This is a genomic window from Sorangiineae bacterium MSr12523 (genome assembly GCA_037157775.1).
Taxonomy (GTDB): Bacteria; Myxococcota_A; Polyangia; order Polyangiales; family Polyangiaceae; genus Pendulispora; species Pendulispora brunnea.
In genome coordinates this window covers 8,489,729-8,508,330 of sequence record CP089982.1, presented here as the reverse complement: position 1 = coordinate 8,508,330, position 18,602 = coordinate 8,489,729, and the positions used below count along the sequence as shown (strand labels likewise).

The window sequence follows — 18,602 nt, the reverse complement described above, 5'->3', positions numbered from 1 at the left end:
TCGTACGATGGCCCCGTGCCCGAGATCGAGACACGGTCCATCGACCCCATCCCGGCGCTCGAGCGGCATGGCCACCCGCGCAGCCTTTTTGCCTTGTGGTTCGCCGCCAACATGCAGATCACCTCGGCCATCACCGGGGCGCTCACCGTGCTCGTGGGGCTGCACCCCGCGTGGGCCGTCGTGGCCATCGTTCTGGGCAATGCCCTCGGCGGCGTCCCCATGGCACTGCACGCCGCGCAAGGTCCGAAGCTCGGCGTCCCGCAAATGATCCAGAGCCGCGCCCAATTCGGTGTGTACGGCGCCGTCTTGCCGCTGGTGCTCGTGGTGATGATGTACCTCGGCTTTTTCGCCAGCGGCAACGTGCTCGGTGGCCAGGCCGTGGCGGGGCTCACGCATCTGCCCATCGATGCCGCCATCGTCCTTTATGCCGCGCTCACCGCGGTCGTCGCCATTGTGGGCTATCGCCTCATTCATCGCTTCGGATGGCTGGCCTCCGGGCTCTCGGTCGTCGTTTTCGTGTACCTCTCGGTCCGGCTCGTCACCGGGCACGATGTGGGGTCGCTGCTCTCGGGCGCGCATTTCGAGCTGCCGCCGTTCCTGCTCGCGCTCTCGCTCACGGCGTCGTGGCAGCTCACCTTCGGACCGTACGTCGCCGATACTTCGCGCTACCTGCCGGAGAACACCTCCGTGCGTGCCACCTTCTGGTGGACCTATGGCGGCACCGTGCTCGGGGCGGCGTGGGCCATGTCCTTTGGGGCGCTCGCGTTCGCGCTGGCGGGCAAGGCCTTCAAAGGCCACGAGGTCGCGTACGTGGTGGGCCTCGGCGGACCGGCGCTGGCCGTGCCGCTGCTCATCTCCGTGGCGCTGGGCAAGTTCACCGTCAACGTGCTCAATGTCTATGGCGGCTACATGTCCGTCGCCACCACGCTCACCGCGTTTTCGGGCCGCGCCGTCTTGTCGCAGCGCGGCCGCATTGGCTACGTGCTCGCCGTGGCCGTCGTCGGGGCGACCTTGGCCGTGCTCGGCCGCGGCGACTTCTTGCGGAACTTCATCTTGTTCCTGGAGTTCTTGCTCTACTTTTTGACGCCGTGGTCGGCCATCAACCTGATGGACTTCTACGTCGTGCACCGCGAGCACTACGACGTGCCCGCGCTCTACGATGCGGCCGGCCCGTATGGCCGCTGGAACGTGCGCGCCCTGGTCATTTACGCCGTGGGCGTGCTCGTGCAGATCCCCTTTGCCAACGTGCCCGGTGTGTTCACCGGCTGGCTGGCTCCGTGGATGGGAGGTGCGGATATCGCATGGCTCCTGGGCCTGCTCGTACCGGCCGTATTGTACCGCGTTACGAAGTGAGCGGCGGGCTAAGGGCCGCTATTTTGCCCGATCCATCCCGTGCCGCAGGCGCCATCCACGTGGCGCGCGGCGGGCAATCCACGGAAGACGTTGCCGTCGACGACCGGGGGTGGGGTTGGGCACGCTGTCTTGAAGAGCACTCCGGCGGTGGGGCTGGCGGTCGTCGACGGTTCGAAGATGTTTCCCTGGATGACCGTCGAGTGGTTCACCAATGCGGCCTGCTGGTCTTCGATGACCATCCATCGAAAATTGCCCCGCACTTGGTTGCCCGTGAACGTGATGCGCTCCGAACCCGTGCCGGCGAGATCCGTCTTGTTGCCTCGGGTGGCGAGCGCGCTGAAGTCGTTGGGCATCGGGGCGAAGCCCTCGACGATGTTGTTGTCGATGACCATCCCCACCCCGGGCAACGCCTCGATGGCATGGCCGGCGGAGCGCATGCGAATGACATTTTCCGTGATGATCGCGTCGCTCGGAAATCCGTCGTTGTGGATTCGCGCCAAAATGGCGCTGGCGGCGTCGGCCGCGGCAGCACGAAGTAGGGTGTTGCCGACGATGCGCGTTCCGCTACCAAACCGAATCAGGGAGATGTTCGGAGCGTTGCCCTCGGCCACCTCGATCGTGTTGGAGGAGATGACCGTGTTGGATGCATTGTTCACCACGATGGCGCCGTCGAGGATATTTCCGGTGATGACATTGTTCGTGCTGTCGCTCGGGCCGCCCACCATCGCGATCATGAATCCCACTTTGCGGCCGCCGCGGCGGAACGTGTTTCCAGCGATGTAGGCACCGCGCACGGTACCTTCGCCAGATGGCTCCTGGTCCACGGCCGTGTCGTCGACCAAATCGACCGTGTTGTTCACCACGCGGTATCCGTCGACCCCGCGCTGCAAAGCGACGAACGAGCGATCGCAGACCGCATGGCTGCCCTCGACGGTGGTATCCGAAGCAAGCATTCCCTCGCTTTCTTCGGCGAAGATCTTGACGCAATCACCTCCGCCGAAAAAGCCGACGACGGTCCATATCTGGCCGCCCGCGGGATCGCTTTGCACCGTGCAATGGGCATAGCGGGGCAGGGCTTTGCAGAGCATCGACGTGCCCCCATGATTGGGAAGCTGGCACATTTGTCCTTCCGGTGCTTTGAGACTGCAATCCAGGAAGTTGGCGGGGCGCACCAGGTGCGGGTCGAAGAAGTCGACATGATCAATCTTCGTCCCCGAGATGGCGATCCGCTTCGTGTTGCCGTCGAAGCCGGCGGGTAGGTCTGCAATTTGGATGGAGTGGGTTTGCTCGTGCGTTTCGGAGCGGGAGGCACCGTCAATCTTGAAATGGCCAAGGTAGGTATTTCGAGTGCCGCGCACCCCCAAAAGCCACCAGGCGCTGGGTATCAAGGAGCTCGGCGTTGACGGATCGGGCCGGATGCCTTTGCCCTTGAAGGCCAGCACGGACCGCGCGCCCGCACCCACCATGGTGAAGCCATCGGTGTTCCAGATCCGAAGGGACTCCTCGGTGGTCCGTTCACCTGCTTTTTTCGGGTTGATCTCGATATCGAATCGGCCTGGCGCCAGGCAAACCGGCTTTCCCGACGATTTGGCCGCATCGATGGTCGCCTGCAACGCGGCCCGATCGTCCAATCCATCATTGAGAATGGCCCCATGATCGCGCGGGTCCAGGCAATCTGCCGGATCGGCAATGACGATATTGTTCAAATCCGAGCGATAGTCATTGCTGTTCGCCGAATCTGCACACGCGAGGGGTAAGCTTGCGACCACGAGGGTCGAGGCAAAGAGGCTGTATGCTGTATTCATACAACCATGCGGTAAATCGACAATGCGCCGCGCGCTTCTTCGTGCCATCCATTTGGATGACAAATGTCCCTCATTTGGATGACACGGATGTCATCCATTCGAGGGAATGACGGCGGGCTAATTCCAAATCACGCCATTTGGGGAGGCATCATTTGGAGTCTTGGCGGAGGCAGATCAGCGTCTGCTGCCCCATTGCTACGAGCTTTCGCTCGGAGCCTTGCACGCCGAAGACCTCGAGATGGCAAACGGTGAGCGTGCGCCCGGACTTGACGACGGTGCCGATCGCCTCCAGGTAGTCGCCCGTTGCGGGCGCGAGCAGGTTGATCTTGTATTCCACCGTCAACACTTCGGCGTCGTCGGGAAAGACGGAGAGGGCTGCATAGCCGCCTGCGCTGTCGGCGATCGCACTGGTGGCTCCCGCGTGGATATAGCCGTGCTGCTGGGTGACCTCCGGGCGGCTGCGAAGGACGATCGTGACCCGTCCCGGGGAGATGTCCGCCAGCTCGGCGCCCAAGTGACGCATCAGACCTTGGCGTTCGAAGCTCGCGCGGATTCGTTCATGCATGCCGATCACCGGGCGTGCCCAAGGTGGCTAAAAAGGCATCGAGCCGTGCCATGCCCTCGCGCAGTTCGTCCATCGATGCGGCGTAGGAGAGCCGGACGTGCGTGTCCGCCGTGTGATGTCCGAAGTCTTTGCCGGGCGTGAGGGCGACGTGGGCTTCCCGGAGTACCCGCTCGCAAAATTCCCACGAGCTCAGGCCGGTGCGGCGCACGTCGAAGTAAACATAGAATGCACCATCGGGGACCGCGGGAACGGACAATCCGAGGCGCGTGAGGCCCTCGAGGACGAAGCGGCGCCGCTGAAGGAGTTCGAGCCGGCGCTTCTCGCAGACGGCGAGCGCCTCGGGTGTGAAGCAGGCCAAGGCGGCCAGCTGCGCGGGGGCGGATGCGCACAGGAAGTAGTTCATCGCGAGGCGCTCCATGGCCGATACGAGCGTATCGGGGACGACGCACCAGCCGAGACGCCACCCGGTCATGCCGAAGTACTTGGAAAAGCTGTTGATGACGATGGCGTCGGGGTCGATCGCCAATGCGCTCTGCGGCGGTTTTCCCCGGTCGTCGTGATCGCTGAGATTGAGGTAGATCTCGTCGACGACACGCCATTTGCCGCGTTCTCGCGCAACGTTGCAGATCGCAGCCAGCTCGTGGTGCGGAATCGAGGTGCCGGTTGGATTGGAAGGACTGGCGATCAACACGGAGCGGGTGCGATCCGTCCAGTGCGCTCGCACGGACGCCGCGTCGAGCTGGAAGCGGGTCTCGGCGCTCGCGGGCACGAGGCGGGCGTTCGCACCGAAGCTCTCCACGAGCTGCCGGTTACAGGGGTAGCAGGGATCGGCCATCATCACCTCGTCACCCGGATCGGTGGTGGCGGCCGTCACCAGCAGCAACGCGGCGGAGGCCCCCGACGTGATGACCACCCGCGAGGGGTCGACCTCCACGTCGTGCTGGTCCCGATAGAATTGGGCGATCGCATGCCGGAGTGCGGGCAATCCGAGCGCGGCCGTGTAGGGCAACGGGCGTCCATCCATGATCTCGCGCATCGCGTCCAACACGACGGGCGGTGCGCCGAAGTCGGGTTCGCCGATGCTGAGCTTGATGACGCGGTGCCCCTGGCGCTCCAGGGCTGCGGCCTGTTCACCGAATACCAACGCGTAAAATGGCGCCGCGTTCACGGCGCGGTTCGAGAGATTCATGAGAGCCCGAAGCATACCGTACGTTCTGTAGGCGCAACGACTCTTCGGAAGAGCCATGCACTATGATGCCGGCCGCCCATGTCCCTCGTGCCCACGCTTCGCCACCCTCACGATCGCGAAATCGTACGCCTCGCGGTCCCCGCATTTGGGGCACTGGTGGCCGAGCCGCTCTTTCTGCTCGCGGATTCGGCCATCGTCGGGCACTTGGGCACGGCGCAGCAGGCGGGACTGGGCATCGCGGGGCAGGCGCTGACGACCATCGTCGGGATCTGCATTTTTCTCGCCTACGGCACCACGTCGTCGGTGGCGCGCCAGGTTGGGGCCGGCAATACGGTGCAGGCCCTCCGCCAAGGCGTCGATGGCGTGTGGCTCGCGCTCGCGATCGGAGCGGCGCTCATCGTCGTCGGATGGCCGCTCTCGCCTGCCATCGTGAATGCCTTTGGCGCGTCGCCTGCGGTGGCTCCGCATGCCGAGACGTATTTGCGAACGAGCCTCTTCGGCGTCCCGGGCATGTTGGTGATGCTGGCCGGCACCGGTGTGCTGCGCGGCCTGCAAGACACGCGAACACCTCTTTTCGTTTCGGTGGGTTGCTTCGCGCTGAATCTGCTGCTGAACGTGCTGTTCGTCTTGATCCTCGGCTGGGGCATTGCCGGCTCCGCATGGGGCACGGCCATCGCACAAACCGCAGGCGCGGCCATTTATGCGGCCGTCGTGATTCGAGGTGCCCGCGCACACGGGGCCTCGCTGCGGCCGGATCTCGCCGGGCTGCGGGCCAGCGCGACGGCGGGGGCCGCGTTGATCGTGCGCACGATTTCACTGCAGATCGTGCTGGTCGTGGCGACCGGGGTGGCGGCGCATCTCGGCAACGCCGAAGCGGCGGCCTACACCGTGGGGGCGCGCATCTGGATGTTCCTCGCCTTCGCGCTCGACGCCATTGCCATTGCGGCACAAGCCATCACCGGGCGTTACCTCGGCGCCTCCGACGTGGCCGGAACGCGCGCCGCCACCCGGCGCATGGTCGAGTGGGGCGTGGCCAGCGGCATCGTCTTCGGGCTCGTGGTGCTGGTCGTTCGCGGGCTCCTCCCCGAGCTTTTTACGCACGATCCGCGGGTACGCGAGCTGCTCGTCTCGTCCCTCGTGGCCATTGCATGCATGCAGCCCATCGCCGGCGCCGTGTTCGTCCTCGACGGCGTCCTCATTGGTGCAGGCGACCAACGCTATTTGGCATTGGCGCAGACCCTCGCCATGATCGCATTTCTTCCCGTCGCATGGTTCATGGGCAGCCTCACCGCACTTTGGGGAGCGATGGCACTCTGGATGGCCGTCCGCCTGCTCACCCTCGGCCTGCGCGCCCGCGGCACCGCGTGGCTCGTCACCGGTGCCTGACGATGGTTGCGGCGAACACCGGATCCAGGGACGATCTCGCCGCGCACACACGATGCATCGCCAACGCGTTACGTTCTTGGCTCTCTTTTCGAGGAATGCCCAACCTCTTCGCCGGGTGGAAGGAACGCTACAAGGTGGCGCGCATCATCGAGGAATCCAATTGCGGAAAGGTGGCAACGGGCAGGCCGATCTTTCCTCCCGATCCGCAAGCGCTGAGCGGACGGCGCCTTGCATAGCGAATCACGCCAATCGATGACGCCCGTCGAAATCGAGCCAAGGTGGGCTGAACAAGTCGGGTAGGCTCGCCGTCCAAGCGATGATGATCACCGTTCCTGGCGTTGCACCTGGCTCGCGTGTGGCTCGTGGTTTGCTGTTGGCGTGCCTCGCATCGGCGGGGGCACTCTCGTTCGTGCTCGGCGCATGCGGGTCGGACTCCGCGAATCCGGGTGGTGGTGGTGATGGTCCCGGTGCCGACGCCGGGCCCGATGGTGCTTGGCCGGATGGCTCGCTGGCCGATGGCGCCAAGCCCCCCGGCCCGTGGACGACGCGCGGCATTTGCTCGAAGGACGCATGGTGCTGGGATCATCCGCTCCCCCAAGGGAACCTGTTGAAGGATGTGTGGGCTGCCGCCTCCAACGACGTATGGGCCGTGGGGGACGGGGGGACCATCGTCCATTTCGACGGGACGCAATGGTCCTCGGCGCCCTCCGGAACGAAGGCCGATTTGCGTTCGATCCACGGCGCCGGCGCAAAGGATATGTGGGCCGTCGCAAGCGACGGTGCGATTGCCCACTACGATGGCAATGGATGGAAAATTGCGACCACGCTCGAGGATGCCATCCTCGGCGAGGTGCTTGCCCTGGGCCCGGCAGACGTCTGGGTGGCGGGGCAGACCTTCAGTGGTGCTCCGTACGGGCGCAAAGGCGTACTCGCCCACTTCGACGGAACCTCGTGGACCAAGGTGAACACGGGTATTTCACTCGAATACTATTACGGAATCACATCGATGTGGGGGACCAGCTCGAACGACCTCTATTTCGTGAGCGGCGACGTTTACCATTGGAACGGCACCCGCGCCGAAAGGCAGCTCCTCCCCGAGCGCGGCAGCGTTGCCCATACCTTCTCCAAAATATGGGGCACCGCCCCGAACGATGTTTGGGTGGTGGGCAGCAACCGCGATGAGGGCATCATTTGGCATTACGACGGCGCCGCCTGGTCCATCGTCTTCACCGACAACCGGAACATGCGAGGTCCCCGCACCGTTTGGGGCACGAGCCGCACGGACGTGTGGGTGGCGGGCTATTTGGCTTCCGGTCGCTATGGCACGCTCCACTGGGACGGCACCGCATGGACCGCTGCGGCGACCGAAGCCGCCATCCCCGCGAGTGCCACCCCGAGCGACGGCTGGTCCATCGGCGCCAAGGACGCTTGGCTCGTCGGCGAACCGGGGGTGCCCTGGCATTGGAACGGCACGAAATGGGAAAACGACCCCGGGTTCGACGTCGGCGTTCGCGGCTTTTGGGGCACGAGCCCGGATGACGTATGGGCCGTCGGCCACCTGGGAAATGATACGATTTACTGTTCCGACGCAAAGCTCCTGCACGGCACGGCGGCGGGCACCTGGACCCAGCAGCCAGCCGACACCGTGAATGGCCTCTGGCGCATTTGGGGTGCCGGCTCCAACGATATCTGGGCGGTGGCATCGCCGAAACCCCGAGGGCCAGCGCTCTATCGGTACGACGGCCAAAATTGGGCACCCATTTCCACCACGACGACCACCGATGTCTACCTCCACGACGTGTGGGGCGCCGCCGGCAACGATGTTTGGATTGCGGGCGAGTACCGATTGAGCCACTGGAACGGTACGGAGTTCAAGAACTTCGCGACCCACTTCAACCACTACGCACGCGACATCTTCCACGCGGTGTGGGGCCTATCGTCCAACGACGTTTGGACCTACGGCGGATTGCAATGTTATTACGATCCCGGCGGCCCGCCCTGCACCACGGACCAAGACATCCGCCATTGGGATGGCACGAAGTGGAATCCTCTTTCCAACTCCACCATCGCCGTTAAATCCTTTGGTGGCTCCTCGTCGACCGACGTTTTCGCCGTCGGCGTCGTTCCGGAGAAACCCAACGCGCCCATCGCAAACAAGCCGCGCATCGAGCATTGGGACGGCCACGCCTGGACCGCCATGCGCCTCCCCGAGGGCACGAAAGGCCCCCTCTACGCCGTATGGGCCGGCAGCCCGAACGAGGTTTACGCCGTCGGCGAAGGTGGCACCATCCTGTACTACGACGGCACCCAATGGTCGCTCCTAGAAAGCGGCACCACGCTCCCGTTGTATTCCGTCTGGGGCACCGACGCGAACCACATCTTCATCGGCGGCCAGAGCAGCGCTATTTTGCGCCGCGATCGATAAGGGGGGCATGGCGAGACCCGTCCAGGGGGGCCGGGTGCATCCTGAGCCCGCGGGCCACGTCTATTGAATCAATGCGTTGCAGTATCCATGGTGTTGTGAAGGCATGGGCTCGCCGGATAGTGTGACGTGATGCCTCGATGTCACGGCGGCATAATCGCCGTTTTCGCTTCCCCAATGGAATATGGTCGTCATGTTGTAGACACCTATCTTGGTGCGTTCGAAGAAGGTCAGGCCAGCTACGGATATCTTCGTAGGGACCGTTGCTGCGCCAATGTTCCCGAGCATGCGCGCCTCATGCTTCTTGTGGTCGATGCTGTCGAAGGTAAATATGAAACTCTCGTCTCCGATTTCTACCGAAAGTGGTTCAGTTCCCCAATCGATAGTCGCATGTTTGAGGAAAACGCAACGCAGAGATCTCGCTGTTGCGAGGCCAGCCTGCGGATGTCGTGATGTCGTTGGTGCCTGAACGGGTTGGACCGCCACTGCCGGCTTAATTTCCCCATGTGCGAAGAGTTCTTCTGTCGGTGGCTTTGACAAACTTGCCGCAGGCAAGGTTGATAGGCTTGCCGTCGTGTCCACCGGCGGTTTTGGGGGCGCTATCGTCGTTGAAGGTGGACTCGTGCTCGGAATTGCACACCCTACAACCCGTGAGCTCAGGACAAAAAAGTCCACGGCGATTGCATCTGGATGCGCGCCGACTCGAGCGTCGCGCACATCGACTCCGTCGGCGCGTTCAGTCCAGCGCTTTTCTTCTGCCACCCATAAGGCACCAGGTCGTCGCTGTCAGAATATCACATCAAAGCAGCAGGGCCGGCGTCGCGTGATTTACTAAGCGTGTCTTGACGACTGCAAGTGGATGAACGCCCCATTCCTACACAACGTGGGGTGATGCACCATTCCCAAGTGCCCCCCGAGCAGTGTGACCCGGGCTGAACGTCGTGCGTGAATGGCGCTCGTCACGTCAGGACCGAGAGCGTCTCGCGAAGGACGGTCTCCAAGGTTATGGCCGTGCCGCTCCAGCGAGCTTCGAGCTTCTGCAGAGCATCGCGTGCGCGGCGGTGGTTGAATCCCATCGAAGTCAGCGCGTTCAAGGCGGCGTCGAACTCGTACCCGCGCTGGCGCGGGCGACTCTTCTGTTCGGCCTTTTTCTTCTCGATGTAGTCGCGACCGAAATCGCGTTCGGCTGCATAAGCATTGTGCGATTTGCATCGAACCCTGAGATTCGTCGCGCCATCCGAGCCTCCACGCGCACGTGGCTCGATGTGATCGAGCTCGAGAAAGGTGCGGCATTCGCAACGCCGGCCGGCGTCGTCGACGAAGGTGCATTGCTCGCCGTCCCGCTGGAATACCTCGCGCCGGATGGACCTCGTCACATATCCGCGCCGCGTGTTCGAGCGAGGTGCTTTCGCGACCGGGCGTTTCGTCTTACCAAGCCGCTGCTTCTCGAGTTCCGCGAGCAATAGGTCGATTGCGCGCTCCAGGATCACGGATAACTCTCCGCTCGGATTGGCATGGCGCATCAGATCCGCGGCTCGGTCGATCTTCGCCTTCAATTCGGCAGAAGCCGTGAACTGCACCTGGTAGCGCTCTGGCGAAAGGGGCTCGCATCGGCCTCGAATCATCGAAGGCGCATCCGGCCGCGGAAAACGCGCTGCGAGGAGCTCCTGCACCTGTGCCTTGGTCTTCCCAGAAGCCGCCCGCAAAAGCTCTGCGTGATTCTCCTCGGTCAGGTGTTCTCGCAGCATGAGAAATGCAGTGAGATGAATATCCCCATTTTCAATGAGCGGAAGCGCGAACGGAAACCTCCGTGCAAGGCGCGCAGCCATGACCCGTCGACAGGCTTCGTCCTCACTCATGCCAAGCCTGCGCACGCAAAAATCGAAAAGTGATGAACATGCCGATTGCAAATCGAGTCTTCGCTCCTCGACCTCGGCGAGGTACACAAGCAAGCGGGCCAGAAGTGCGCGCCCTTGCCCGATCAACCCATGAATGCCCGAGAGCAACTCGCCGTCCGAGAGATCGGTGATATTCATATGCCTTTTTTACCACGGCCTTTTCAAGCCCTCGTATCGCCTCATCGTCGCGCGATGAACCATAGGAATCCTTTCGCAAGCGCTGCGTGCGCGAATGCGCGTCGATGTGTCAACGGGTCGCCGTGCTCGCTCATTTAAAGCGGTAGTCTCCGCGCCATCACGCGCATTCGGTGAAATGCTGTCAAGTGCAATCGGTTTCAGAATTCTCAGTTCACCATATGCGGAGCTCCAGCCCGACCCCTCACCGAGGGCACCCTCACGCAAGTACGCTCAACACTCGTAAACTCCGGCGGCTCATCTCGCCCCAGACCGCTGGCCCCCGAGAACCACTCGATTCACTGGAGCGCAGCCGCGACGTCGACGTAGCTCACCGGCTTTCCTCGTGCCGTACCCTTCGAGGTGCACTTGTGACCTGGTGTGATACTTGACGCGTTGCGGTGCAAATTTATCGGCATTTTAACCTTGTCGATCGCACATCCAACCCGTAGATCACGTTACATCACGTGATCATCATGTGAAGACTTGAAGGAGGATGCGATGGACGGCTCCACCCCTGTGTCCCGTCGCTCGTGGCTGCATGGCATGGGCGCGCTCGGTGCGTTGGCTTACTTAGGCTGCAAGGGCGGCTCCAAAGAAAGCGGTGCGGGGGCGGCCGCTGAACCGGTGGCGGATGTGTGGGCCCGGTACAGAGGGACCACCATCAACTTCATCTCCGAGAACACCCCGCCCTCGGCGGCGATTGCGGCGAATTTGAAGCCGTTCGAGGATTTGACCGGCATCAAAGTCAACATTTCGCAGATGGAGCTGACCAAGCTCGTCGAAAAAGTGTCGCTCGACTTCTCCAGCGGCCAGGCTGGATTTCACGTCATCTACGCCGACCCGTACCAAGTGCTCGCGCCCTTCTCGGAAGGGTTGGTCGATTTGACGAAATTTCTCGAGAAAAGCGACTCGTTTCCGCCGCTCGAGAACGGCCTTTCCGACTTCATCACCACCCAACTCGATGCGGGTGGGCGCTTTCTCGATCGGCAAAAGCTTTATGCGCTGCCGTACGACACGCCCACCATGATTTGGCATTATCGTGCGGATCTTTTCCAGAAGCACAAAGATAAAATGTCGCACGACCTCGGGTTCGACCCGACGCCGTCCATCCAGCTCACCTGGGAACAGTATTATGCCATTGCGCGCTGGTTCGATAAGAACGCCAAGTCCGAAATACCTTACGGGACAGGGCACCAGGCCAAACAGCACGATGCCTTGATGTGCGACTTCTCCAACGTGCTCTGGGCCTACGGTGGCGACTATTTCCAGGCCGGGCCCGAGCTCGGGCTCGTCGGCACGAAAAAGCCCGGCAAGTCGATTCTTTCCGGGAACGAGGCCATCGCGGCGGCCGAGTTTTACAACAAGCTGCTCAAGCTCGCGCACCCCGGATCGCGCACGTGGGATTGGGACGGGGTGGCCAGTGCCTTTCAGGCGGGGCAAATCGCCATGTGCCCCAATTGGCACGAGTTCGCGGCCTCCAACGAGAAAGCGCTTCCAGGCAAGGTCGGATATGCGCCCCTCCCGCGCGGGCCGAAGCGATCGGCCAATATATGGGGCGGCACCGGTGTGGGCATCAATGCCAACGCATCGGACAAAGAGCAGGCAGCGGCGTGGCTATTCATCAATTGGGCCACGTCTCCGGCCACGCAGTTCATGACCTTGGCCAGCGAAAAGGGCGGCGGCACGCCCACACGCCGCTCGGTGTATGCGCGGCCCGAGGTCGAAGCGGCCAAAAAGCGCCCGTCGCCATTGCCCAACATCCTCGCCGCCGAGGCGGTGAACGAAGCGTGGAAGCCCGAGAACATCGGCCTGCGCCCCAAAGTAGCCACCTGGAACCAGCTCGACACGATTCTCTTTACCCAGGTGTCGCGCATGCTCGCCGGTGAGATCAAACCCGATGACGCCATGCGATCGTCGGCCGAAAAGTTCGACGTGGTGAACAAGGTATGAAACGCGCGATTCCGAGCTTCGAAATGCGCATGATGTTGCCCGCGCTGCTCGTGCTCGCATCGCTGTCGCTCATTCCATTCGTCACGTTGATCGTCATGAGCTTCAGCCACGTGAAGCTCATGGGAGGCATTCGCTTCGAGAATGCCGCGCTGGAAAATTGGCACCACCTCCTCGAGGACGCCGACGTCCGTTCCTCGTGGGGGACGAGTCTTCTCTACTTCGGGCTCACCCTGGGCATCGAAATGGCCCTGGGCATCGTCTTCGCGCTCATCCTGCACCGGGTCGTCCGAGGCCGCAATTTGCTCTTGGCCCTGGCCATCGTGCCGATGTTCATGGCGCCCATCGTGGTGGGGCTCCTCGGGCGGTTTCTCACCGATTCGACCCTCGGCCTTTATGCCTGGGCATTGCGCATCCTCGGATTCGAGGGCGATCTTCTCGCGGGAAAGACGTCGGCGCTTCTCACCGTCATTGCCATGGACGTCTGGGAATGGACGCCGCTGGTGGCTTTGGTCACCTTTGCCGGCCTCTCCGCGGTGCCGGCGCCGCTGGTCGAGGCGGCCGCGGTGGATGGCGCGGGCTACTTCCAGACCTTGCGCTACATCGTTTTTCCGCAAATCCGCAGGGTGCTCCTGGTCGCGCTGTTGGTGCGCGCCATGGATGCCATTCGCTTTTTCGACATCATTACCATTACCACCAACGGCGGTCCGGCAGACGCGACGAAGATCATTCCGGTTCGACTTTACGAAACGGCCTTTCGATTTCGCGAACTCGGATATGCCTCGGTCATTGGCATTTTGATGCTGGCCTTCTCCATCCTGATGGCCCATGCCTTCGTGCGCGTTCTCGGCGAGAAAGGGCTCACGCGATGAGGCGCTCCACCGCACCCGCGCTCCTCGTCGGGATCCTGGCGCTGCTCGTGCTCGTGTGGACGCTCGCGCCCGTCGCGTGGATGGTCGTGTCCTCGTTCAAGCCGACTCCGGCCATCAAAACAGCATCGCCGACCTGGCTTTTCGAGCCCACCCTGGAGCACTACCGCGATTTGATCGGCGCCGGAAACGACGTGCGCCCCTTCGCGAAGAATAGCCTGCTCGCCGCAGGGCTCTCGACCGCGCTCGCCGTCGGCCTGGGCGCGCTCGGCGGGTATGGCCTGGCCCATTGGCATCACAAGAGCAAAAAGCACTTGGCCTTCTGGATCATCTCGACCCGCATGGCCCCCATTGCGGCGGTCATACTTCCGCTGTTCATCCTGTTCCGGCAATTGGGGCTCATCGACTCCATTGCCGGTTTGACCTTGGCGTACCTGTCTTTCAACTTGCCATTCGCCATTTGGCTCATGAGCGCATTTTTCGCGGACGTGCCGCCCTCGCTCGAGGAGGCGGCCCGCGTCGATGGGTGCTCGCGATGGCAGGCCTTTTGGTACGTCGTATTGCCGACCACCACGCCGGGGCTCGTCACCACCGGCGTGCTTTGTCTCGTCTTCTCGTGGAACGATTACGCGTTTGCGTCCAGCTTTTCGGGGCCGGGCTCGCAGACGCTGCCGATGGCCGCGGGAAGGCTCATCACACAAGGCGGGGTCGATTGGGGCCAGCTCACCGCCCTGGGCACCATCATCGTGCTGCCCATGATTTTCGCTGGTCTCGCCGTCCGCCGGTGGCTCGTCACCGGCCTCACCATGGGAGCTGTGACAGGAGAATGAACGAGAACCAACGCCTCGCCGTGCTGCACGGCATCCGAGACATCCGCATCGAGGAGCGCCTCGTCCCCGAGCCGGGGCCACGGCAGGTGCTCGTCGAGGTTGCGGCCGTCGGGGTTTGCGGCTCCGACGTGCACTATTACGAACACGGTCGCATTGCCGATTTCGTCGTCCGAAAGCCGCTGGTCCTGGGGCATGAAGCCTCGGGCACCATCGTTGCCGTCGGCGAACAGGTTCGCACCCTCACCGTCGGGCAACGGGTCGCCCTGGAGCCCGGTGTGCCGTGTGGCACCTGCCGCGAATGCCGCCTCGGGCGCTACAACCTGTGCCCCGACGTGCAATTCTTCGCCACACCGCCGGTCGACGGGGCCTTTGCCGAATACGTCGTGATCGACGAAGCCTTTGCGCACCCCATTCCGGCCTCGCTCTCCGACGAAGCGGCGGCGCTCGTCGAGCCGCTCTCCGTGGCCGTGTGGGCGGCAGGCAAAGCGCGCATCGAGCCTGGTACCGCCGTCTTGGTCACCGGGGCAGGGCCCATCGGCTTGCTTTGCGTGCAGGTTGCCCGTGCCCGGGCCGCCTCGCGCATCGTGGTGACCGACGTGAGCGACCACCGCCTCCAGGCCGCGAAGCGCATGGGCGCCGACGACGTGGTCAACGTGCGCGAGCGGCCCCTCTCGACGCGCGACATCGAGGCCAACGTGCTCCTGGAGTGCTCGGGCAACCAGGCGGCGGTCGAATCGGCACTTCGATGCATGATGCCCGGCGGCACCGTCGTCTTGGTCGGCATGGGCGACGTCGCGCTCAGCATCGACGCCTTCCAGGCCAAGGAGCTCTGGGTCACGGGCACCTTCCGCTACGCGCATGCGTACCCGGCCTCCATCGCGCTGGCCGGCTCCGGCTCGGTGCACCTCGAGGGGCTCGTCACCGGCCATTTCGGCCTCGACGAGGTCACCGCGGCGCTCGAAGCATTTCGCAACGATCCGACCTCGCTCAAGGCTATCGTGCACCCGAACAGCCGCGCCCCGTGAATCGACGCTATTTCACCCCTGCTCAAATGGAACGCCACTCGCGCTTGCTCGAGCTCCTCGAGCAACGCGGGGAAGTCAGCATCGACGATCTCGCGCAGGTCTTCGGCGTCAGCGCCATGACCATCCACCGCGATCTGGATCTGCTGGAGGAGCGTGGGCGGCTGCAAAAGGTCCGCGGCGGCGCCATCAAGCCGGTGGAGCAGGCGCCCGTCGCCCTGGACCACGAGCAAACGTGGCAGTCGCGCCTGACCACGGCGCGGTCGGCGAAGCTTCTCATCGCGCACGCCGCCGCCGAAGAAGTCCGCGACGGCATGACCGTCTTCATGGACGACAGCACCTCGTGCGTGCCCCTCGTGCCCCACCTCGCCAAACGAAGCGCCATCACCGTGGTGACCAACTCGCTTTCCCTGGTGCCGCTCCTCACGCGCGCCGGCCTCGCCGTGGTGATGATCGGCGGCACGCACCGCCCCGAGTTCGACGCCAACGTGGGACTCTTGGCCCACGATGCCATCAGCCGCATGCGGTTCGATGTCTCCTTCATGTCGACCCCCGCCGTGCACGATGGCGCGTGCTACCACCCCGATCAGGACTCGGTCCTGGTCAAACGCGCGGCGCTATCGGTGGCGCGCAAAAAGGTCCTTCTCGCGGACCATTCCAAATTCTCGCGCATTGCCCCATATCAATTCGCAAAATTGGCCGACTTCACGCGACTCTTCACCGACAGCGCCACGTCGCAAGATGCGTATGTTCCCTATTTGAGCGCCGAGCAATGGACTGCCGTGTAAATCCTATCCACCGATGCTCCCGCGTTTCCAATCGCCGCCCTCCGCGCATGTAACGCGATCGACATGCGCCGTCGCCAGCGACGCCGAGCGCGCGTAGCGCAGAGGAACCTTCACCACGGCTTTCGCGCCGGGGGCGATCGTCGGGTTACCCTCGAAGGACACATAGTGTTCCCCGGCGCGGTTCATCTCGGCGGGACGGCCCCACGCATCGAAACCGTAGGCCACGCCGGCTACCGAAGAAACGGTGCACGCCCCTCGGTTCTCCATCGTCAGGTGCAGCGTGCGACCCTCGTCGTCATCGCTGCCGATGGACCCGACCGTGACAACGACGGGATCGGCCTCGCTCAATCCACGAACCGAAAGCCGTGTGCGCGTGAGCGGCATCGGCCCGAGCACGTTCTCCCCGACGGCAGGCGTCGGGTCGGCCTGATCGCGTGCCGAGCGATCGTATTGAGCAGCCGTGACGCCGGCGTAGGCTCGCTCCCATTCACGGGCCAAACTCGCGCGACCGAGGAAATAACCGATGGCTCCTCCGAGCCCCATGCAGACAAACCCGATGAGAACGCTACGCATGCTAACGTGAGCCATTGTACGTTCGATGCACGGCGAAGTGTCGTAGCTTGAGCCCCGAGGATGTCGAAACTGGTCGCGTTGGTAGGCCTTGCTCTCGCGCTCTTCGTCGCGACCAACCTCGATGACATCTTCCTTTTGCTCGGATTTTTCGCCGATCGCCGCTATCGACGGTGGCAAATCGTTCTCGGGCAATACCTCGGCGTGGGCGCCATCGTGGCCCTGAGCCTAGGAGGTGCTTTCGCCGCCGTAGCGATCCCGGCCAGGTACATCGGGCTGCTGGGCGTCTTTCCCTTTGGCCTCGGCGTCAAGAATCTCGTCTCGTCCCTCCGAAGCCATCCCGCACGAAGCGAGCCCGCGACCGCGCCATCCGCGTCGCACGTCGCGTCTGTCGCGTCTGTCGCGTCTGTCGCCTTGGTCACGCTCGCGAACGGCGGGGACAACATCGCCGCCTACGTTCCCGTGTTTGCCACGCGAAAGCCCCACGAGCTCGCAGTCATCGTCGCGTGCTTCGCCGTCATGACCGCCGTGTGGTGCATGGCGGGATCCTTCCTGGTGAATCACCGAACACTCGGGGCGCCCATTCGCCGTTACGGACAGGTGCTTCTCCCGTGGGTGTTGATGGCCCTCGGCGTCTACATCTTCGTCTCGGCCCGGTAGGGATCGTCGGCCATCCACTTACGGCGTCCAAATGGCATCACCCGTCTTGATCTCACACAATACGCGTTTGGCAATCGGGAGGCGTTCGTCGCATCGAGAAGCGCAGCCGGTCAGCGTGCAAGCGAGGACAGCGACGGGGGCTGATGCCGTGCGTGGATGTCTCATCATCGTAGGTCCAAACCAAACGGTCACCGTGTCGGATTGCCAATCTTGCCGAGCGTTAAATGTTCATTTCCGTGCATTGAAAGTGGCATTCGACGAGTGCGTCGGCGTATTATCGACGCGCTTCGATAGGGGGAAAGAATGTCACGACCGAATATGCAGGCCGCGCGCGCCGCGTACGAATCGCTTTACGAGGGCACGCGAATCGAAACCATCATTCGCCATGCAGCCAGCTCCCTCGAGCTCGTACCGGCGCTTCATGCGATCGAGTCACCTCACGGTGCCATCGCCCAAGCCGCAGGTGTCTCGCCGGAAGATCTCGTCGCCTGGTGGCGGCTCGGGATTGTCGTCCTGTTGTATCCATATGCGCGCCATCGCACGGATGGAACCTTCAACTTTGGCCGGCACGTCCACCGGCACGCGCCGCGCGCCGAGAGGTACCTCGACGTGCTCGTGACGCAAAAAGTCCCGGAACGTGGCACGTTCGTCCGCTTGCTGCGCACGATTTTGATCCGAACGCGCCGGCAACATGCGCCCGTGGATTGGTGCCTTCTCGGTGAGGATATCGTCACGTGGAACGCCGTCACGGCCAATGCGTGGAGGCAGGGATGGGACAGCCATGAAGACGACGACGAGTGCCCGGCCAGCGGCTTCCGACTCGCGCTAGGGGCCGTCCAAGATGAGCCAGCGCGCAAGCGGTCCAATACGTCTTAGTCGACGTTCCCTATTCGACTGCGAGCTGGGGAGGTACCACGCCCTGTACTTCGCCCCGCATGCGAGCTCGCCCGGTGCGTTCCCTCGAGGCCATCGCCCTGGAGAACGCCGTCGAAGGCTGGTGAAGCGCGCGGGCCTTCCCACGGCGGGCGAGGAGGCGAGGCTCGTTCGCATCATGCGCGAGCGCTCTGGTCGGCGTAAATGCCCGGGCACCATGCGGATGTCGTATGCGCATGGTGCATGAA

Annotated in this window: 17 protein-coding genes; 11 read left to right on the top strand and 6 right to left on the bottom strand. The window is 63.3% G+C overall.

The window, feature by feature from the left end:
- The first annotated feature begins 15 nt into the window (after positions 1-15).
- Entirely contained in the window at positions 16-1,353 is a 1,338-nt protein-coding gene (locus tag LZC95_33350) for a cytosine permease (GenBank protein WXA91330.1), read from the top strand.
- Between the two features lie 8 nt (positions 1,354-1,361).
- On the opposite strand, the gene LZC95_33345 is transcribed toward LZC95_33350, so the two are convergent.
- From LZC95_33345 to LZC95_33335, 3 genes are all read right to left on the bottom strand, one after another.
- On the bottom strand, positions 1,362-3,158 hold the full coding sequence (locus LZC95_33345) for a hypothetical protein (protein ID WXA91329.1): 1,797 nt from the start codon (positions 3,156-3,158) through the stop codon (positions 1,362-1,364).
- Positions 3,159-3,306: 148 nt separating this feature from the next.
- Positions 3,307-3,723, bottom strand: coding sequence for a PaaI family thioesterase (locus tag LZC95_33340; protein WXA91328.1), 417 nt, complete (start codon positions 3,721-3,723; stop codon positions 3,307-3,309).
- Positions 3,716-4,912 carry a pyridoxal phosphate-dependent aminotransferase gene (locus LZC95_33335; GenBank protein ID WXA91327.1) on the bottom strand — a complete coding sequence of 399 codons (1,197 nt, stop codon included), beginning with the start codon at positions 4,910-4,912 and terminating at the stop codon, positions 3,716-3,718. The genes LZC95_33340 and LZC95_33335 overlap by 8 nt, the downstream gene beginning before the upstream one ends.
- A 78-nt stretch (positions 4,913-4,990) precedes the next feature.
- Between LZC95_33335 and LZC95_33330 the strand changes: the two genes are divergently transcribed.
- The 3 genes from LZC95_33330 to LZC95_33320 all read left to right on the top strand — a co-directional run bounded on the left by LZC95_33330 (position 4,991) and on the right by LZC95_33320 (position 8,723).
- Positions 4,991-6,298: an MATE family efflux transporter gene (locus LZC95_33330; protein ID WXA91326.1), complete on the top strand. Its 1,308-nt coding sequence runs from the start codon at positions 4,991-4,993 to the stop codon at positions 6,296-6,298.
- A gap of 95 nt (positions 6,299-6,393) precedes the next feature.
- Positions 6,394-6,534: a hypothetical protein gene (locus LZC95_33325; protein WXA91325.1), complete on the top strand. Its 141-nt coding sequence runs from the start codon at positions 6,394-6,396 to the stop codon at positions 6,532-6,534.
- Positions 6,535-6,653: 119 nt separating this feature from the next.
- Positions 6,654-8,723 (top strand): hypothetical protein, encoded by a 2,070-nt coding sequence (locus LZC95_33320; GenBank protein WXA91324.1) that lies wholly within the window; start codon positions 6,654-6,656, stop codon positions 8,721-8,723.
- Between the two features lie 60 nt (positions 8,724-8,783).
- Here the strand turns inward: LZC95_33320 and LZC95_33315 are convergent, their stop codons facing one another.
- Both LZC95_33315 and LZC95_33310 read right to left on the bottom strand, forming a co-directional pair.
- Positions 8,784-9,482 carry a hypothetical protein gene (locus LZC95_33315; GenBank protein WXA91323.1) on the bottom strand — a complete coding sequence of 233 codons (699 nt, stop codon included), beginning with the start codon at positions 9,480-9,482 and terminating at the stop codon, positions 8,784-8,786.
- A 197-nt stretch (positions 9,483-9,679) separates the two neighbouring features.
- Positions 9,680-10,756: a hypothetical protein gene (locus tag LZC95_33310; protein ID WXA91322.1), complete on the bottom strand. Its 1,077-nt coding sequence runs from the start codon at positions 10,754-10,756 to the stop codon at positions 9,680-9,682.
- A 537-nt stretch (positions 10,757-11,293) separates the two neighbouring features.
- On the opposite strand from LZC95_33310, the gene LZC95_33305 reads away from it, so the two are divergent.
- Genes LZC95_33305 through LZC95_33285 form a run of 5 tightly spaced genes read left to right on the top strand, consistent with a single transcriptional unit; the run spans position 11,294 to position 16,251 of the window.
- Positions 11,294-12,745 carry an extracellular solute-binding protein gene (locus LZC95_33305; protein ID WXA91321.1) on the top strand — a complete coding sequence of 484 codons (1,452 nt, stop codon included), beginning with the start codon at positions 11,294-11,296 and terminating at the stop codon, positions 12,743-12,745.
- Positions 12,742-13,614 (top strand): sugar ABC transporter permease, encoded by an 873-nt coding sequence (locus LZC95_33300; GenBank protein WXA91320.1) that lies wholly within the window; start codon positions 12,742-12,744, stop codon positions 13,612-13,614. The genes LZC95_33305 and LZC95_33300 overlap by 4 nt, the downstream gene beginning before the upstream one ends.
- Positions 13,611-14,441 carry a carbohydrate ABC transporter permease gene (locus LZC95_33295; GenBank protein WXA91319.1) on the top strand — a complete coding sequence of 277 codons (831 nt, stop codon included), beginning with the start codon at positions 13,611-13,613 and terminating at the stop codon, positions 14,439-14,441. The genes LZC95_33300 and LZC95_33295 overlap by 4 nt, the downstream gene beginning before the upstream one ends.
- Entirely contained in the window at positions 14,438-15,466 is a 1,029-nt protein-coding gene (locus LZC95_33290; protein ID WXA91318.1) for an NAD(P)-dependent alcohol dehydrogenase, read from the top strand. The genes LZC95_33295 and LZC95_33290 overlap by 4 nt, the downstream gene beginning before the upstream one ends.
- Entirely contained in the window at positions 15,463-16,251 is a 789-nt protein-coding gene (locus LZC95_33285) for a DeoR/GlpR family DNA-binding transcription regulator (protein WXA91317.1), read from the top strand. The genes LZC95_33290 and LZC95_33285 overlap by 4 nt, the downstream gene beginning before the upstream one ends.
- Positions 16,252-16,254: 3 nt before the next feature.
- On the opposite strand, the gene LZC95_33280 is transcribed toward LZC95_33285, so the two are convergent.
- A complete protein-coding gene (locus LZC95_33280) occupies positions 16,255-16,824 on the bottom strand; it encodes a hypothetical protein (protein WXA91316.1) in 570 nt (189 codons plus the stop codon).
- Positions 16,825-16,884: 60 nt separating this feature from the next.
- On the opposite strand from LZC95_33280, the gene LZC95_33275 reads away from it, so the two are divergent.
- Positions 16,885-17,481: a cadmium resistance transporter gene (locus tag LZC95_33275; GenBank protein WXA91315.1), complete on the top strand. Its 597-nt coding sequence runs from the start codon at positions 16,885-16,887 to the stop codon at positions 17,479-17,481.
- Positions 17,482-17,784: 303 nt separating this feature from the next.
- Positions 17,785-18,357 carry a hypothetical protein gene (locus tag LZC95_33270; protein WXA91314.1) on the top strand — a complete coding sequence of 191 codons (573 nt, stop codon included), beginning with the start codon at positions 17,785-17,787 and terminating at the stop codon, positions 18,355-18,357.
- Positions 18,358-18,602 lie beyond the last annotated feature (245 nt).

Excerpts from the sequence above, each read along its gene's own strand:
- LZC95_33335 (WXA91327.1), bottom strand. The coding sequence starts at position 4,912 with ATGAATCTCTCGAACCGCGCCGTGAACGCGGCGCCATTTTACGCGTTG.
- LZC95_33340 (WXA91328.1), bottom strand. The coding sequence starts at position 3,723 with ATGCATGAACGAATCCGCGCGAGCTTCGAACGCCAAGGTCTGATGCGT.
- LZC95_33330 (WXA91326.1), top strand. The coding sequence starts at position 4,991 with ATGTCCCTCGTGCCCACGCTTCGCCACCCTCACGATCGCGAAATCGTA.
- LZC95_33275 (WXA91315.1), top strand. The coding sequence starts at position 16,885 with ATGTCGAAACTGGTCGCGTTGGTAGGCCTTGCTCTCGCGCTCTTCGTC.
- LZC95_33290 (WXA91318.1), top strand. The coding sequence starts at position 14,438 with ATGAACGAGAACCAACGCCTCGCCGTGCTGCACGGCATCCGAGACATC.
- LZC95_33270 (WXA91314.1), top strand. The coding sequence starts at position 17,785 with ATGTCACGACCGAATATGCAGGCCGCGCGCGCCGCGTACGAATCGCTT.
- LZC95_33305 (WXA91321.1), top strand. The coding sequence starts at position 11,294 with ATGGACGGCTCCACCCCTGTGTCCCGTCGCTCGTGGCTGCATGGCATG.
- LZC95_33325 (WXA91325.1), top strand. The coding sequence starts at position 6,394 with ATGCCCAACCTCTTCGCCGGGTGGAAGGAACGCTACAAGGTGGCGCGC.
- LZC95_33345 (WXA91329.1), bottom strand. The coding sequence starts at position 3,158 with ATGAATACAGCATACAGCCTCTTTGCCTCGACCCTCGTGGTCGCAAGC.
- LZC95_33300 (WXA91320.1), top strand. The coding sequence starts at position 12,742 with ATGAAACGCGCGATTCCGAGCTTCGAAATGCGCATGATGTTGCCCGCG.
- LZC95_33295 (WXA91319.1), top strand. The coding sequence starts at position 13,611 with ATGAGGCGCTCCACCGCACCCGCGCTCCTCGTCGGGATCCTGGCGCTG.
- LZC95_33280 (WXA91316.1), bottom strand. The coding sequence starts at position 16,824 with ATGCGTAGCGTTCTCATCGGGTTTGTCTGCATGGGGCTCGGAGGAGCC.
- LZC95_33310 (WXA91322.1), bottom strand. The coding sequence starts at position 10,756 with ATGAATATCACCGATCTCTCGGACGGCGAGTTGCTCTCGGGCATTCAT.